This is a genomic window from Streptomyces thermolilacinus SPC6 (assembly GCF_000478605.2).
GTDB lineage: Bacteria > Actinomycetota > Actinomycetes > Streptomycetales > Streptomycetaceae > Streptomyces > Streptomyces thermolilacinus.
In genome coordinates, this window is sequence record NZ_ASHX02000001.1 from 2,674,161 (window position 1) to 2,689,617 (window position 15,457).

The window sequence follows — 15,457 nt, forward strand, 5'->3', positions numbered from 1 at the left end:
GACGGCGACCGGGGCGCACCCCTCTCCGTCAGGCCCGGCCCAGTCGCTGGGCGGCCTCGGTGGCCCAGTAGGTGAGGATCATCTGCGCGCCCGCCCGGCGGATGCCCGTGAGGGACTCCAGGATCGCCGCGTCCCGGTCGATCCAGCCCTTCTCCGCCGCGGCCTCGATCATCGCGTACTCGCCGCTGATCTGGTACGCCGCGACGGGCACGTCCACCGCGTCCGCGACCTTCGCCAGGATGTCCAGGTACGGGCCCGCGGGCTTCACCATCACCATGTCGGCGCCCTCGTCCAGGTCGAGCGCCAGCTCGCGCAGCGACTCGCGGGCGTTCGCGGCGTCCTGCTGGTACGTCTTGCGGTCGCCGCGCAGCGAGGAGCCGACGGCCTCGCGGAACGGGCCGTAGAAGGCGGAGGCGTACTTGGCGGTGTACGCCAGGATCGCCACGTCTTCCTTGCCGATCGTGTCCAGGGCGTCCCGGACCACGCCGACCTGGCCGTCCATCATGCCGCTGGGGCCCACCACGTGGACGCCCGCGTCGGCCTGGACCTGCGCCATCTCGGCGTACCGCTCCAGCGTGGCGTCGTTGTCCACGCGGCCGTCCGCGTCGAGGACGCCGCAGTGCCCGTGGTCGGTGTACTCGTCCAGGCACAGGTCCGACATGATCACCAGGTCGTCGCCGACCTCGGCACGCACGTCCCGGATGGCGACCTGGAGGATGCCGTCCGGGTCGGTCCCGGCCGTACCGGCCGCGTCCTTCTTGGCCTCCTCGGGCACGCCGAACAGCATGATCCCCGAGACGCCCGCCTCGACGGCCTCCACCGCGGCCTTCCGCAGCGTGTCCCGCGAGTGCTGCACGACACCCGGCATGGCCTGGATCGGCACCGGCTCGGAGACCCCCTCGCGGACGAAGGCGGGCAGGATCAGGTCGGCGGGGTGCAGGCGGGTCTCCGCGACCATCCGCCGCATCGCGGGCGTGGTACGCAGCCGCCGCGGGCGCGCCCCGGGGAAGGAACCGTAGACAGTCATGCCTTCACGCTACGCCCGCCCCACCCGTGCCTTTACCAACACCCAGTCGGCGCGGCCCCCCTCGCCCCTTCACGCGGGCCGCCCGCCGACGGGCGTCCTCCCGGCCGCGGCTCAGTCGCCGATGAAGGGCCCCTGGACGACGTACGCATCGCCGCGCGCCCAGCGGCTCGTCGTACGAGGTGTACGGACCGCCCTGCGCCGACAAGACGTCCCGTGCGACGTGTACGGACCGCCCTGCACGCGCAGCGGCTCGCCGTGCGACACATAGGGGCCGCCCGCGTGCGCCGTGCCCGCCGCCGCGAAGGCGAGCGCGACCGCCGCGACACCCGTACCCGCGATCCTCTTCATCCTGGCCCTCCGATACTCCTCACTCGTCCCGTCAACGCTCGCGGAGAGTCTGCTCGGCCCGCACCACCGCCCCGAAAGGATCGCCCCCGGCAGGCGTGTCGCGCGGCGACGGCCGCCGCTTGCCTCCCGCACGCGCCCCGGTACCGTGTCCGTCCGCGACCGACCAGGCCGCCGACCGGGGGGACAGACCGTGCGCAGTGCCGCCGTGACAGCCGACGGGGACCGCATCCGCTGGGCCGAGCTGCCGGGCCGCGACCCGGTCCGCGTCTACGTCCACGGCCTGGGCGCCACATCGCCCGCGTACTTCGCCGCGACCGCCGCCCACCCGCTCCTCGCCGGTCACCGCTCGCTCCTCGTCGACCTGCTCGGCCACGGCCACAGCGACCGCCCGGTCTCGTTCGCCTACACGCTGGAGGACCACGCCGACGCCCTGGCGGCAGCCCTGCGCGCGGCGGAGGTGACCGGCGCGGAGGTGGTCGCGCACAGCATGGGCGGCTCGGTCGCGATCGTTCTGGCGGCCCGCCACCCTGACCTGGTCTCCCGCCTCGTGCTGGTGGACGCGAACCTGGACCCGCTGCGTCCGGAGCCCGGCGCGGCGGGCAGCAGCGGCATCGCGGCGTACACGGAGGAGGAGTTCGTGACCGCCGGCTGGCGCGAGGTCCGCGACCGGGCGGGCGCGCACTGGTGGTCCACGATGCGCCTGGCGGGGCTGGAGGCCCTGCACCGCAGCGCGGTCCACCTGGTGCGGGGCACGGCCCCGACGATGCGCGAACTCCTGCTGCAACTGCCCCTTCCCCGCACGTACCTGCTCCCCGAGGCGGACGCCCCGCTGCCCGGCACGGCGGAACTGACGGCGGCCGGAGTCGCGGTACGGCCCGTCCCCGACTGCGGCCACAACATCATGCTGGACAACCCGGAGGCGTTCGCCCGCGCCGTGGCCGGGGCACTGGCCGACTGACGCGGCTGTCGGTGGGGCGGCTAGCCTGCGCGGATGACGCAGAAGCCCGGTGACGACCGCCGCCTCCCGCCCGCCCTCGCCGACATCGCCCGCGTGGGCTTCGACTACGACGGGGGCGAGGGCATCGACTTCGAGCCGTACGACGCCTTCGACTCCGCCGAGGAGACCACCGACTGGTTCCGCCACTGGACCGGGAACCACGACCTGGACGGCGACGCCTACCGCGTCTTCGGCCAGGACGGCTCCGGTGGTCTCGCGGCCGTCTGGTCCGCGCGCCCCGGCCGTCCCCTCACCGAGCAGCCCGTGGTGTTCCTGGGCTCGGAGGGCGAGAGCGGCGTGGTCGCCGGGAACCTGTCCGACTTCCTGTGGGTGCTGGCCGACGGTGTCGGACCGCTGGAGTCCGTCCTGTACGAGGCCCCCGAGCCGCGCCCGAGCGCGCCGCGCACCGCCCTGACCGAGGTCGCCGAACGCCACGCGACGACCCCGCGCCGCCCGGCCCGCACCATCGTCACGGAGGCCCGCGCGGAGTTCCCCACCTTCACCGAGGACCTCGACGAACTGTGCCGCTGAGGCCCGGCGGGGCGGGCCGTCAGTCCCGTACCGCGCGGTCGAACCGGGCTGCCCAGTCGCGGAGCTGAGCGACCAGTTCGGCCGGTTCGAGCACGCGGAAGTCGGCTCCGACGGAACCCAGGGCCAGCGTCGGCCAGTCCAGGGAGTCACTGGTCATGTGGATCCGGCAGTGTTCGGCGTCCACCTCCTCGACCGTGCTCCACCGCCCGATCCGCTTCCGCACGGTCGCGGCCGGGGCGTACACCAAGGCCGTCACCCGGTACGGGCGGGGAAGGCCGCCGATCCTCGCGCGGACGAACTCGGCGGCGTCGGCGGCGGGCAGGGCGCGCGGGCGGAACGGCGTGCCGGTGCCCTGCGGCGCGGTGAGACGGTCGACCCGGAACGTGCGCCAGTCCTGCCGCGTGAGGTCGTACGCGACGAGGTACCAGCGGCCCGCGAGGCGGACCAGCCGGTGGGGCTCGGCCTCCCGGCCGGTGCGGCGGCCGTCGGCGGCGGTGTAGCCGAAGCGGAGCCGTTCGCTGTCCCGGCAGGCCAGCGCCAGCGTGGTGAGCACGCCGGGGTCGACGCCCGCCCGGTCGGGGCTGCCCCAGCCGCCGGGCACGGTCATCGCGCGCAGCGCCTCGACCCGGTGGCGCAGCCGGGCCGGCATCACCTGCGCCACCTTGGCCAGCACCCGCACCGATGCCTCGGCGATGCCCTCCACCGCGCCCTCCGCGGCGGTGTGCAGCCCGACGGCCAGAGCCACCGCCTCGTCGTCGTCGATCACCAGAGGCGGCAGCGCGGCACCGGCGGCGAGCTGGTAGCCGCCGTCGACGCCGCGCTGCGCCTCCACCGGGTAGCCGAGCTCGCGCAGCCGGTCGACGTCCCGGCGCAGTGTGCGGACGGAGACGCCGAGCCGGTCGGCCAGCTCGGTGCCCGGCCAGTAGCGGTGGGTCTGGAGGAGGGACAGCAGTCGCAGCGTCCGGGTGCTGGTGTTCGCCATGCCTCCGATCCTCCCGGCAATTCAGGACGGAAAGTGGCCGCTATGACTCCTACCGTCGTCATAGACCGAGGAACACGGAACCCACCGGAGGCACAAGACCATGACCCGGACCCCGAGCCTGAACGAGTCGCCGACCCCCACCGGCGAGCGCGCCGACCTGCTGCAGACGCTGGACCTGCACCGGAACTTCCTGCGCTTCACCACCCAGGGCCTCACCGACGAGCAGGCCGGGCTGCGGACCACCGTCAGCGCGCTGTGCCTGGGCGGCCTGATCAAGCATGTCGCCGCGACGGAGCGGACGTGGGCGGACTTCATCCTGGAGGGCCCGTCGGCCATGCCCGACTTCAGCGCCATGACCGAGGCCGACTCCGCCGAGCGGGCGGGCGAGTTCCGGCTGCTGCCCGGCGAGACGCTGGCCGGCGTGCTCGCCGAGTACGAGGCGGTGGCCCGCCGGACCGACGAGCTGGTCGCCGCCCTGCCCGACCTGGACATGGACCATCCGCTGCCTCAGGCGCCGTGGTTCCAGCCCGGGGTGCGGTGGTCGGCCCGCCGGGTGCTGCTGCACGTGATCGCCGAGACCGCGCAGCACGCCGGGCACGCCGACATCATCCGCGAGTCCCTGGACGGCGCCAAGACCATGGGCTGACCGGGCCGCCCGGCCCCTCGGAAGCACCCGGACGGAAACCGGCGGCCGGCGCGCGGTGGACGGCGGCCGGGGCGGCGCCCCGCGCGAACCGGTCGGCGGCACCCGGGGTCGGCCCCCGCACGTCGCAGGGGCAGGGTGAGGCGCCCGTCCGCGCGGCGCGGGCCCGCGAGGAAGGCGGACGCCTCTTCGCACCGCCCGCCCGGGCGGCAGGGGACGGTCCCACGGACGCGGAAGCCTCCAGGGCCCTCACCCGCGCCCCCGGAACGTCCGCCCACACCTCCGGGGGCTCCGCTGGAGGATCTCAGACGCGGCGATACGCCGAGACGAGAGGTGAGGCCACCTCAGATGGTCGGGGTGTCGTCGACAACCGGCTTGTGAATCTCGACGACCGGCTTCCACCCCGCGGAGAACTCGATGAAGTCCGCACGGGTGGGGTACGTGTCGATCGCGCGACGGTCACGCTTGGGGTTGTCGCCCCCCTTGCGGCCCCGGGGGATCTGCTCCTCGAAGATGTCGACCTTCACGTCGGGAACCTCCTTGAGGCCCTGGCGCCAGATCTGCACGACGTCGGCGCCGAACGCCTGCCGGGCCGCGGCGTAAAGGGCCGTGAGGGCCCCCTTGTCCCCACCGGGGACGAAAAGCGCCAGGTCCAGTACGACACCGGCGGACTGGAGGACCTCGATGGTCTCCGAGCCGTTCTCGTCGGCCACGTAGATCCCGGCTTCGTTCTCATCGTCGGGAAGGCAGGAGACCTCTTCCTGGAATACGGTTCGCGCCGTGACCGAGCCGCCCTCGAAATCCTCACCGGACTTGGTCAGAAAAGCAGGGACATAGCAGCCGGGAAGTTTGAGTGCTGCCGTGTCGGCGGAAACGAGGATCCTGTCCTGCACGCCGAGCTTCGTCACCTCTTCCAGCGAGAGGCGGCGAGCGGCGGTCTTCTCCGTGTTCACGATTTCCCTTTCAGGTCGCACTGTCCCTCCGAGCGAGGACGCTACCACGAAACCGCGAGGTCAACTGCCTCGTAAACCCTGGGTAGATGACCTCCGACGACCTGCGCGGGAGGGCATCGGAGCGGGTGCCACTCGGCCGGGAGCACGCATTCGCCGAACAGTGGCCCTCCTCGTGGTGTCGGGGGTCAAATGGCTGTTGCATTGCGGTGCGCTGGGCGGCACGGAGGGACTAAAAGAGGGCTTACGGTAGATATCCCCCATACCACCTTCGGGAGGGTGGTGGCGAGGTAAGGCGGTCCATTCGCCGTGCGTCTCGAGAGCGCAGTGGAAACCAACCGGATGGCCCGACCACGCAACACCGGCGACCTCCACCGGCGACATCCGGACGGAGCGCGAACCGGGAGTCGCGTACTACCGCGCCCTCCTCGGGCAGAGCTCCGGCGCAGTCCGCCGACGCCCGGTTGCGGACGCCATGCCATGTCGGGCGGGGTCCGGGACACAGCAGGTTGGAACCGCTCCCCGCCCTGCCACCCCGGGGTGGGGCTCGCCCCCGCGGCGTCCCGGATCCGTGAGCCGTGCCGGAAGGCGCCTCCCCAGGTCCGTACGCCACCGTTCACGGGCCGTCGACGGGCGCCGGGTCCAGCTCGGCCCACACGGTCTTGCACGGCACCGGCCCGTGCCGGACGCCGCAGCGGTCCGCCAGTTCCTCGACGAGCAGCAGCCCGTACCCGGACTCCCCCGGCACCTCGCCGGCGAGGTGCCCCCGTACCGGCGTCCGGTCGCCCCGCGTGTCGGTGACCTCGACGCACAGCGTGCCCGAACCGGTGAGGGCCAGGGTGAGGCGGAAGCTCCGCCCCGGCACCCGTTCGTGCACGGCGTTGGCCGCGAGCTCCGCCACGATCAACAGCGCGGGATCGTCGGGCACTTCCCACTCCCGCAGCCGCTCGGCCGCGAGCAGCCGGGCCAGTCGGGCACCACGCACGGGCGGTGTTCGCCTCCCGCAGGCGCGCGGACAGGCCACGGGTGTCCTGCAGGTAGATGGTGACGAAGTAGGCGAGCGCGCCGAACCCCGCCATGAAGAGGAACGTCGAAGCCGTCCCGACCGCCAGGTGGCGGTTCCTGAGGTGTTCCTTGCGGAACAGCGGCTCGGCCGCGCGTGACTCGACGCCCACGAGTGCGGCCACAGCGAGCGCCGCGAGCCCCAGGCACACCCACGTGGTCTGCGAGGACCACCCGTCCTCGGTGGCGAACGTGAACCCCATGACGGTCAGTGCGGCGGCGGCGGTCGCGAGCACGCCGCCCCTGACGTCGAGGCGCCCGGCGGGTGCCTCGGGACGGTCGAGAGGCACGCTGCGCCACGCCAGGGCGATGACCAGCGCCACGAGGGGGACGTTGACGAAGAAAACGGCTCGCCACCCCAGCGCCTGGGTCAGTACGCCGCCCAGGATCGACCCGAGGACCATGCCGGCCGATCCGGCGGCGCCCCAGATGCCGAACGCCCTGTTCCTCGCCGGTCCCTCCTCGAAGTTGGCGCTGAGCAGCGCCAGGATCGCCGGAGAGAGCGCCGCCCCGCCCACTCCCTGGACCGCCCGCCCGATCACCAGCGGCGTGGGCGAGGTGGCCGCGCCGCCGAGAACCGACCCGAGGGCGAAGAGCGCCACCCCGGCCATGAACAGGCGCCGTCTTCCGTACCGGTCGACCAGGCGCCCGCAGAGAAGCAGGAGCCCTCCGAAAGCGATCGCGTAGGCGCCGATCACCCAGGGGAGGCTGCCCTGCCGGAAGCCGAGCTCGGCGATCTCCGGCAGGGCGACGAAGACGATGTTGTAGTCGATGCCGACCAGCATCTGGGCGAGCGCCACGGCGGCGAGCAGCGTCGCGGCACGACGCGTGGCCGAGCCCGTGGCGGGACGGGTCTGGGGGGTGTCCTGATACGCGGACGTCATAATACTCCGAACTCGGAAGATCCGAGTTCGGACTTTAACAGTTCGGATGATCTGTTGGGTACCATGGATCGCGTGAACGCATCACCCGAGCCGCAGGCCGATTCAGCAGCACTGTGCGGGCTCGTCGCCCGCTTCAACCAGCGCATCGACGCCCACGCGCGCAAGGTCGCCGACCGGCTCGGCATCACCAGCTCGCAGGTGATCGCGCTGCGTGAGCTGTCCGAGCCGCTCACGCTGACCGACCTAGCGGGCCGGATGTGCTGCGAGGCGTCCAACGCCGGCTACGTGGTCGACCGGATGGCGCAGCAGGGACTGATCACGCGCCGACCACATCCCACCGACCGCCGCGCCAAGCTCATCACCCTGACCGACGCGGGGGCTTCCTGCCGGCGCAACGTCCTCGCCGCGCTCAGCGAGGAGACGCCCACATCGGCGCTGACCGCTCGCGAGATCGCCGACCTCAGCGCCCTCCTGGCGAAAGCGACCGCGACCTCCTGACATCGGGCATCGGACCCCGCGCACACACGGGAAGGCCGCCCATCGCTGCGACGGGCGGCCTTCCCGTCGTACGCCTCCGCGCGCCGACGCGCGCCGGGAACGCGTGTGGCCCGCACCCGTCCAGTCGGGTACGGGCCACACGCGGTGGGCCGGTCAGGTCGTCGTGCGCCGACGCCGCGCCCCCGGGCGCCGCTCCGAGGGGCGGGTGACCGGGTCGCCCGCCTCCAGCGCGGCCGCGCGGCGCTTCGCGCCGAACTCGGCCAGGGCCTCGGCCAGCTTCGTCACGGACGGCTCCGGGGACAGGACGTCCACGCGCAGGCCGTGCTCCTCCGCCGTCTTCGCGGTGGCCGGGCCGATGCAGGCGATCACCGTCACGTTGTGCGGCTTGCCCGCGATCCCGACGAGGTTCCGCACGGTGGACGACGAGGTGAACAGCACCGCGTCGAAGCCGCCGCCCTTGATCGCCTCACGGGTCTCCGCCGGGGGCGGCGACGCGCGCACGGTCCGGTAGGCCGTGACGTCGTCCACCTCCCAGCCCAGCTCGATCAGCCCGGCCACCAGAGTCTCGGTGGCGATGTCCGCGCGCGGCAGGAACACCCGGTCGATCGGGTCGAAGACCGGGTCGTACGGCGGCCAGTCCTCCAGGAGGCCCGCCGCGGACTGCTCGCCGCTGGGCACCAGATCCGGCTTGACGCCGAAGTCGATCAGCGCCTTGGCGGTCTGCTCGCCGACCGCCGCGACCTTGATCCCGGCGAAGGCGCGGGCGTCGAGCCCGTACTCCTCGAACTTCTCGCGGACGGCCTTCACGGCGTTCACCGAGGTGAAGGCGATCCACTCGTACCGGCCCGTGACCAGGCCCTTGACCGCGCGCTCCATCTGCTGCGGGGTGCGCGGCGGCTCGACCGCGATGGTCGGGACCTCGCTCGGCACGGCGCCGTACGACCTGAGCTGGTCGGAGAGCGACGCCGCCTGCTCCTTGGTGCGCGGCACGAGGACCTTCCAGCCGAACAGCGGCTTGGACTCGAACCACGCGAGCTGGTCGCGCTGGGCGGCGGCGCTGCGCTCCCCGACCACGGCTATGACGGGCTGGTGGCCGTCCGGGGACGGCAGCACCTTCGCCTGCTTCAGCGTCTGCGCGATGGAGCCGAGCGTCGAGGTCCACGTCCGCTGCCGGGTGGTCGTACCGGCGATGGTGACGGTCAGCGGGGTGTCCGGCTTGCGACCGGCTGCGACCAGCTCACCGGCGGCGGCCGCCACCGAGTCCAGCGTCGTGGACACGACGACCGTGCCGTCGGAGGCGCCGACCTCCGTCCAGCAGCGGTCGCTGGCGGTACGGGCGTCCACGAACCGTACGTCCGCGCCCTCGGAGTCCCGCAGCGGGACACCGGCGTACGCGGGCACACCCACGGCGGCGGCGACGCCGGGCACCACCTCGAAGGGGATGCCGGCGGCGGCGCAGGCGAGCATCTCGGAGCCGGCGTTGCCGTCGAGCCCCGGGTCGCCGCTCAGCGCACGCACCACCCGCTTGCCGCCCCGCGCGGCCTCCATGACAAGATTGGCGGCGTCCCTCAACACCGGGACCCCGGCGGTCATTGACGCATCGTCAACAACCGTCAGCTCGGGCGTGCTCACGCCCGCCCTCGCGTGGCCGCGTACGACGTCGAGCACTTCGGGCTCGGCGATCAGTACGTCCGCGCCCGCCAGCGCCTCGACGGCGCGGAGAGTCAGCAGCCCCGGGTCCCCGGGTCCGGCGCCGAGGAAGGTGACGTGCCCGCACGCGGAGAACGCCGAGGCAGCCTTGGATGCAGTGGTGGGGCTCAAAGTGCTCGCTCCCCCATAAGACCGGCCGCGCCCTTGGCGAGCATCTCGTCCGCGAGTTCGCGACCGAGGGCCACCGCGTCGTCGTGCGACGTGGGTACGGGACCGGTGGTGGACAACTGCACCAGCGTGGAGCCGTCGGTCGTGCCGACGACGCCGCGCAGGCGCATCTCATGAACATCCTGGTCGCCGGCCGCCAGGTCGGCGAGCGCGCCCACGGGGGCGGAGCAGCCGGCCTCGAGGGCGGCGAGCAGGGACCGCTCGGCGGTCACGGCGGCGCGGGTGTGCGCGTCGTCGAGCTGGGAGAGTGCCGCCACCAGGTCGGTGTCGGCGGACAGGCACTCGACCGCGAGGGCACCCTGGCCCGGTGCGGGCAGTACGGCGTCGAACGGCAGGAACTCGGTGACCTCGCCGATCCGGCCGAGCCGGTTCAGCCCGGCGGCGGCCAGGACGACCGCGTCGAGCTCGCCGCCGCGCACGTACCCGATGCGGGTGTCGACGTTGCCGCGGATGGCGACCGTCTCGATCCGCAGCCCGTGGTCGCGGGCGTAGGCGTTGAGCTGCGCCATGCGGCGCGGGGCGCCGGTACCGATGCGTACGACCCCGTCGCGCGCGGTCGCGGCGAGCTCCGCGAGCGGGAGCCCGTCGCGGGCGACGAGCACGTCGCGCGGGTCCTCGCGGACCGGGATCGCGGCGAGCACGAGATCGTCGTGCTGCGCGGTCGGCAGGTCCTTGAGGGAGTGCACGGCGAAGTCCACCTCGCGGGCGAACAGCGCGTCGCGCAGGGCGGTGACGAAGACGCCCGTACCGCCGATCTGCGCGAGATGCTCGCGGGAGGTGTCCCCGTACGTGGTGATCTCGACGAGCTCCACGGGGCGGCCGGTCAGTCGCCGGACGGCGTCCGCGACGTGCCCGGACTGGGCCATGGCGAGCTTGCTGCGCCTGGTTCCCAGCCTCAGTGCCCTAGGGGTGCTCTGGGCCCACTCGGTCATACTCGCCCTCGGTTCTTCACGTCGGCGTCATTCAGGTCGGCCCGCGAGACGGCGGCGACCGCCTCCGGGTCGAGGTCGAAGAGGGTGCGCAGCGCGTCGGCGTACCCGGCGCCGCCGGGCTCGCTGGCGAGCTGCTTCACCCGCACGGTCGGCGCGTGGAGCAGCTTGTCCACGACGCGGCGGACCGTCTGGGTGATCTCGGCGCGCTGCTTGTCGTCGAGGCCGGGGAGCCGCCCTTCGAGGCGGGCCATCTCACCGGCGACGACATCGGCGGCCATCGTGCGCAGGGCGACGACGGTCGGGGTGATGTGCGCGGCGCGCTGGGCGGCGCCGAAGGCGGCGACCTCGTCGGCGACGATGCCGCGGACCTGGTCCACGTCGGCGGCCATGGGCGCGTCGGCGGACGCCTCGGCGAGGGACTCGATGTCCACGAGCCGGACGTTCACCATGCGGTGCACGGCGGCGTCGATGTCGCGGGGCATGGCCAGGTCGAGCAGGGCCAGCGGGGCCTTACGGCCGGCCATGGCGGTCTCGACGGCGGCCGCGGTCAGGACGAGGCCGGTGGCTCCCGTGCAGGAGACGGCCACGTCGGCGGCGGCCAGCTCCTCGCCGACGGCGGACATGGGGACGGCGCGGGCGGCGACACCCGTACCGCCGGGCTCCGTGAGGATCTGCACCAGGCGCTCGGCGCGCTCGGCCGTGCGGTTGGCGATGACGACCTCGTCCACACCGGCGCGGGCCAGGGTCGCCGCGGCGAGCGACGACATGGACCCGGCGCCGATGACGAGGGCGCGCTTGCCCTTCGCCCAGGCCGGTACGTCCGGGTGGCCGACGGCGAGCTGCTCCAGGCCGAAGGTGACCAGGGACTGCCCGGCCCGGTCGATGCCGGTCTCGCTGTGAGCGCGCTTGCCGACCCGCAGGGCCTGCTGGAACAGGTCGTTCAGCAGGCGGCCGGCGGTGTGCAGCTCCTGGGCGCGGGCGAGGGAGTCCTTGATCTGGCCGAGGATCTGGCCCTCGCCGACGACCATGGAGTCCAGGCCGCAGGCCACCGAGAACAGGTGGTGGACGGCCCGGTCCTCGTAGTGCACGTAGAGGTAGGGGGTGAGCTCCTCCAGGCCGACGCCGCTGTGCTGGGCGAGCAGCGTGGACAGCTCGGCGACACCGGCGTGGAACTTGTCGACGTCGGCGTAGAGCTCGATGCGGTTGCAGGTGGCCAGGGCGGCGGCCTCGACGGCCGGTTCGGCTGCGAGGACGTCCTGGAGCAGCTTGTGCTGCGTGTCGGAGTCGAGGGAGGCCCGCTCCAGCACGCTGACGGGTGCGCTGCGGTGGCTGAGGCCGACGACGAGGAGACTCATGCCGGCATCACCGCGGGGACGTCCCCGTCGGGTCCCTTACGGCCCGCGGCGGCGGAGCCCGCCTGGGCGGCGGCCTGCGCGGTGGCGGCCTCGGAAGCGGCGGCGGCACGGACGGCGGCGGCGGACGGCAGGGGTCCCTCGCCGTCCTCACCGGCCTTGCGCTGCTCGTGGAAGGCGAGGATCTGGAGCTCGATCGACAGATCGACCTTGCGCACGTCGACGCCGTCCGGGACGGACAGCACGGTCGGCGCGAAGTTCAGGATGGAGGTGACCCCGGCGGCGACGAGCCGGTCGCAGACCTGCTGGGCGGCGCCCGCGGGCGTGGCGATGACACCGATCGACACGCCGTTGTCCTCGATGATCCGCTCGAGGTCGTCGATGTACTGCACGGGGATGCCCGCGACAGGCTTGCCGACCATGGCCGGGTCGGCGTCGATCAGCGCGGCCACACGGAAGCCGCGGGACGCGAAACCGCCGTAGTTGGCGAGGGCGGCGCCCAGGTTTCCGATACCGACCATGACGATCGGCCAGTCCTGGGTCAGGCCCAGCTCGCGGGAGATCTGGTAGACGAGGTACTCGACGTCGTAGCCGACACCGCGCGTGCCGTAGGAGCCGAGGTAGCTGAAGTCCTTGCGCAGCTTGGCGGAGTTGACCCCGGCGGCGGCGGCGAGCTCCTCGGACGAGACCGTGGGCACGGAGCGCTCCGACAGGGCGGTGAGCGCCCGCAGATACAGCGGGAGCCGGGCGACGGTGGCCTCGGGGATGCCTCGGCTACGGGTCGCCGGTCGGTGAGTTCGGCCAGTTGCCACGGTGCTCCTGCGGGATGAGCGGGGCTGCGGGCGGCCCGTCCCGAGACCGCCCCGTCCACAGCAGGCTATGTCTTTGTGAACGCGTGCACAAAGATGATGTCCGGTTTGTCCGCGCAAAGTGACCGGGGTCACGCAACTCGTTCGCGCCATCGTGGAACCAACGGGAGCCTCAGCGCGTTCGATCTTCGGATAGGGCAAAGCCGTACACACTCCCTACGATCACGCCCCCGAAACCGAACAAAAAGCACCCGATGGTAACCGCCCGGGCCCCCCGCCGAAACCGCCCGAGCCGACGACGCCCCTCAGCCAACGCGCCCCCGTCCCCCCACGCGCACGGGGCGGCGCCCCCTGCACCTACACCGCGCCACGCCGTCCGCCCCTACGGCACACCTCGCCCTCCAAGGCCACCCGGCCCTGCCGGACGGCCCACACCCCGGCCCCGCCCGACTGCGGGCCGACCCCGCGCCGAGGCACCGCCACCGCCCCGACGGCCCGCAACCCGCACCCACGCTTACGCCCGGGCACACCCGCCCCCGGCCCGTGCGGGCAGACCCCGCACCCGAGGCCCGTTGGCCCCACCAGTACACGCGGCGCCGAACCACCTCGTCCCGCAGAGGCGATGGGGCCCCTGGTCGAGCAAGCCGAGACGTCAGGGGAGGCGGGCACAACTGGGTCACCCTCCCGGAAGGGTGCACACCTGTGCGGTGGGCGCTGGCTGGCGCACCGGGCAAGTCCGCTGCCACCGCCTTCCGCCCAGGCACGGAACCAGAGGCCCACCGTTGTGGGCAGGCGTTCCGCAAGGGGCGGAACGGGTGGGCACAACGGGGTGCCCGCCCAGGAGGGGCGCACCTGTGCGGTGGGCGCTGGTACGGGCACCCGGCACGTCCGCTGTGCCCACCCTCCCCCAAGGTCTCGGCTTCGCCCGACCAGGGGCCCCCTTCGCCCCTGGGGTCCCCCCTGGACGAAGTCCTTGGGGGAGGACCAGCTGCCCACAGCGGAGTGGAGGCGGGCCCACAGGGCGGCCAGGACGCCAGGTCCGGGAGAAGCTGGGGCTCAGGGCGGGCCCAGGTCAGGCCCAGGCCACCAGGGGCGCTCGGGTGCCGGGGCGCGCCCGGGGCCCGGGGGCGGGAGGCCCGGGAGGGGTCAGGGCTGCAGGGCGCGGCGCAGACGCGCCTCGTCCACCCGCCAGAACGTGTGCTGCTCACCATCCACCAGCACCACGGGAATCTGCTCCCAGTACGCCCGGTGCAGCTCCTCGTCCCGCGTGATGTCCTTCTCCTCCCACACCGCACCCGTATCCGCGCAGACCCGCTCGATCACCGCGCGCGCGTCGTCACACAGATGACACCCGGGCTTGCCGATGAGCGTCACGGTCCGCGGCCCCTCGGGCCTCTTCCTCGCACGTCCGAACATGCGCCCATTGAACCCCGCCCCCACGTGTCGTTTCACACCCCCGCCGCCGCGCGTTCACGCGTTGGCGTCCCACCGGTCGGGCGGACGTGAACACACTGGCTATGCTCACGTCATGGCCGCACTCGGATGGCTCTCCCCCCGCAGGCGCCCCGCCACGGCACGCAGCGTGCTCGCCGGCGAGGCCGCGGCGGAGGCGGCGCGCAAGACCTCCCGGCAGCTGGAGCTCCTCGACCGGGCGGAGCGGGAAGCGGAACCGGACGTCGAGTTTCCGGTACGCGGCGATGTCCGCGCGGCCGCCTTCTTCGACCTGGACAACACGGTCATGCAGGGCGCCGCGATCTTCCACTTCGGCCGCGGACTGTACAAGCGGAAGTTCTTCCAGCGCCGCGAGCTGGCCCGGTTCGCCTGGCAGCAGACCTGGTTCCGGCTGGCGGGGGTCGAGGACCCGGAGCACATGCAGGACGCCCGCGAGAGCGCCCTGTCGATCGTGAAGGGCCACCGCGTCTCCGAGCTGATGACCATCGGCGAGGAGATCTACGACGAGTACATGGCCGACCGGATCTGGCCCGGCACCCGCGCCCTCGCCCAGGCCCACCTGGACGCCGGACAGAAGGTGTGGCTCGTCACGGCGGCACCCGTGGAGACCGCGACGATCATCGCCCGGCGGCTCGGCCTGACCGGCGCGCTCGGCACGGTCGCCGAGTCCGTGGACGGCGTCTACACGGGCCGCCTGGTCGGCGAGCCGCTGCACGGCCCGGCCAAGGCGGAGGCCGTACGGGCGCTGGCCGCCGCCGAGGGCCTGGACCTGGACCGCTGCGCGGCGTACAGCGACTCGCACAACGACATCCCGATGCTCTCGCTGGTCGGCCACCCGTACGCGATCAACCCGGACGCCAAGCTGCGCCGGTACGCCAAGGAGCGGGAGTGGCGGCTGCGCGACTACCGCACCGGGCGCAAGGCCGCGAAGGTCGGCATCCCCGCCGCGGCGGGCGTCGGCGCGCTGGCCGGGGGCACGGCCGCCGCGGTGGCCCTGCACCGCCGCCGCCGCTGACCGCGAGAACCCCGCACCCATCACCCGTACACCCGCGAGGGCCGCACGGGTGAGATACCGGCGTGCCCGGGGGCGCGTGGAAGCGCGCCGCGGGCAT

The 15,457-nt window shown here is 73.3% G+C and carries 15 protein-coding genes and 1 pseudogene; 5 read left to right on the top strand and 11 right to left on the bottom strand.

Annotation, left to right across the window (positions count from 1 at the left end; all coding sequences use genetic code 11):
- Positions 1-28 precede the first annotated feature (28 nt).
- Positions 29-1,027 carry a porphobilinogen synthase gene (hemB, locus tag J116_RS11315; RefSeq protein WP_023587187.1) on the bottom strand — a complete coding sequence of 333 codons (999 nt, stop codon included), beginning with the start codon at positions 1,025-1,027 and terminating at the stop codon, positions 29-31.
- Between the two features lie 111 nt (positions 1,028-1,138).
- A complete protein-coding gene (locus tag J116_RS11320; RefSeq protein ID WP_023587188.1) occupies positions 1,139-1,375 on the bottom strand; it encodes a hypothetical protein in 237 nt (78 codons plus the stop codon).
- Between the two features lie 190 nt (positions 1,376-1,565).
- Here J116_RS11320 and J116_RS11325 point away from each other — a divergent pair, with 190 nt between their 5' ends.
- Together J116_RS11325 and J116_RS11330 are read left to right on the top strand one after the other, a co-directional pair.
- Positions 1,566-2,333, top strand: coding sequence for an alpha/beta fold hydrolase (locus tag J116_RS11325; protein WP_028963933.1), 768 nt, complete (start codon positions 1,566-1,568; stop codon positions 2,331-2,333).
- Positions 2,334-2,366: 33 nt separating this feature from the next.
- A complete protein-coding gene (locus tag J116_RS11330; protein ID WP_023587190.1) occupies positions 2,367-2,903 on the top strand; it encodes a hypothetical protein in 537 nt (178 codons plus the stop codon).
- A 19-nt stretch (positions 2,904-2,922) separates the two neighbouring features.
- On the opposite strand, the gene J116_RS11335 is transcribed toward J116_RS11330, so the two are convergent.
- Complete coding sequence (locus tag J116_RS11335; RefSeq protein ID WP_023587191.1) at positions 2,923-3,885, bottom strand: helix-turn-helix transcriptional regulator; 963 nt, start codon at positions 3,883-3,885, stop codon at positions 2,923-2,925.
- A 100-nt stretch (positions 3,886-3,985) separates the two neighbouring features.
- Here J116_RS11335 and J116_RS11340 point away from each other — a divergent pair, with 100 nt between their 5' ends.
- A complete protein-coding gene (locus J116_RS11340) occupies positions 3,986-4,531 on the top strand; it encodes a DinB family protein (RefSeq protein ID WP_023587192.1) in 546 nt (181 codons plus the stop codon).
- Positions 4,532-4,872: 341 nt separating this feature from the next.
- Here the strand turns inward: J116_RS11340 and J116_RS11345 are convergent, their stop codons facing one another.
- The 3 genes and pseudogenes from J116_RS11345 to J116_RS31500 form a co-directional block, all read right to left on the bottom strand.
- Positions 4,873-5,481 (bottom strand): hypothetical protein, encoded by a 609-nt coding sequence (locus J116_RS11345; protein WP_028963934.1) that lies wholly within the window; start codon positions 5,479-5,481, stop codon positions 4,873-4,875.
- Between the two features lie 613 nt (positions 5,482-6,094).
- Positions 6,095-6,502 (bottom strand): ATP-binding protein, encoded by a 408-nt coding sequence (locus J116_RS11350; protein ID WP_023587194.1) that lies wholly within the window; start codon positions 6,500-6,502, stop codon positions 6,095-6,097.
- A 49-nt stretch (positions 6,503-6,551) separates the two neighbouring features.
- Positions 6,552-7,325 (bottom strand): annotated as a pseudogene (locus J116_RS31500) (MFS transporter); the annotation flags it as partial.
- Between the two features lie 171 nt (positions 7,326-7,496).
- Here J116_RS31500 and J116_RS11360 point away from each other — a divergent pair.
- The gene (locus J116_RS11360; RefSeq protein WP_023587195.1) at positions 7,497-7,922 is read left to right on the top strand and encodes a MarR family winged helix-turn-helix transcriptional regulator; all 426 of its coding nucleotides are present in this window, start codon (positions 7,497-7,499) and stop codon (positions 7,920-7,922) included.
- 153 nt (positions 7,923-8,075) lie between these two features.
- Here the strand turns inward: J116_RS11360 and J116_RS11365 are convergent, their stop codons facing one another.
- The 5 genes from J116_RS11365 to J116_RS11385 form a co-directional block, all read right to left on the bottom strand.
- Entirely contained in the window at positions 8,076-9,743 is a 1,668-nt protein-coding gene (locus J116_RS11365) for a bifunctional uroporphyrinogen-III C-methyltransferase/uroporphyrinogen-III synthase (protein WP_023587196.1), read from the bottom strand.
- Positions 9,740-10,732: a hydroxymethylbilane synthase gene (gene hemC, locus J116_RS11370; RefSeq protein WP_028963937.1), complete on the bottom strand. Its 993-nt coding sequence runs from the start codon at positions 10,730-10,732 to the stop codon at positions 9,740-9,742. Before hemC ends, J116_RS11365 begins: the two co-directional genes overlap by 4 nt.
- On the bottom strand, positions 10,729-12,087 hold the full coding sequence (locus J116_RS11375; protein WP_023587198.1) for a glutamyl-tRNA reductase: 1,359 nt from the start codon (positions 12,085-12,087) through the stop codon (positions 10,729-10,731). The genes hemC and J116_RS11375 overlap by 4 nt, the downstream gene beginning before the upstream one ends.
- Positions 12,084-12,896, bottom strand: a complete 813-nt coding sequence (locus tag J116_RS11380) for a redox-sensing transcriptional repressor Rex (RefSeq protein ID WP_023587199.1) — start codon at positions 12,894-12,896, stop codon at positions 12,084-12,086. The genes J116_RS11375 and J116_RS11380 overlap by 4 nt, the downstream gene beginning before the upstream one ends.
- A 1,143-nt stretch (positions 12,897-14,039) precedes the next feature.
- A complete protein-coding gene (locus tag J116_RS11385) occupies positions 14,040-14,309 on the bottom strand; it encodes a glutaredoxin family protein (protein WP_028963938.1) in 270 nt (89 codons plus the stop codon).
- Between the two features lie 112 nt (positions 14,310-14,421).
- On the opposite strand from J116_RS11385, the gene J116_RS11390 reads away from it, so the two are divergent.
- Positions 14,422-15,360, top strand: a complete 939-nt coding sequence (locus J116_RS11390) for an HAD family hydrolase (RefSeq protein ID WP_023587201.1) — start codon at positions 14,422-14,424, stop codon at positions 15,358-15,360.
- The last annotated feature ends 97 nt before the right edge of the window (positions 15,361-15,457 follow it).

Coding starts and splice junctions, on each gene's coding strand:
- hemB (WP_023587187.1), bottom strand. CDS start 1,027: ATGACTGTCTACGGTTCCTTCCCCGGGGCGCGCCCGCGGCGGCTGCGT.
- J116_RS11320 (WP_023587188.1), bottom strand. CDS start 1,375: ATGAAGAGGATCGCGGGTACGGGTGTCGCGGCGGTCGCGCTCGCCTTC.
- J116_RS11330 (WP_023587190.1), top strand. CDS start 2,367: ATGACGCAGAAGCCCGGTGACGACCGCCGCCTCCCGCCCGCCCTCGCC.
- J116_RS11335 (WP_023587191.1), bottom strand. CDS start 3,885: ATGGCGAACACCAGCACCCGGACGCTGCGACTGCTGTCCCTCCTCCAG.
- J116_RS11340 (WP_023587192.1), top strand. CDS start 3,986: ATGACCCGGACCCCGAGCCTGAACGAGTCGCCGACCCCCACCGGCGAG.
- hemC (WP_028963937.1), bottom strand. CDS start 10,732: ATGACCGAGTGGGCCCAGAGCACCCCTAGGGCACTGAGGCTGGGAACC.
- J116_RS11375 (WP_023587198.1), bottom strand. CDS start 12,087: ATGAGTCTCCTCGTCGTCGGCCTCAGCCACCGCAGCGCACCCGTCAGC.
- J116_RS11385 (WP_028963938.1), bottom strand. CDS start 14,309: ATGTTCGGACGTGCGAGGAAGAGGCCCGAGGGGCCGCGGACCGTGACG.
- J116_RS11390 (WP_023587201.1), top strand. CDS start 14,422: ATGGCCGCACTCGGATGGCTCTCCCCCCGCAGGCGCCCCGCCACGGCA.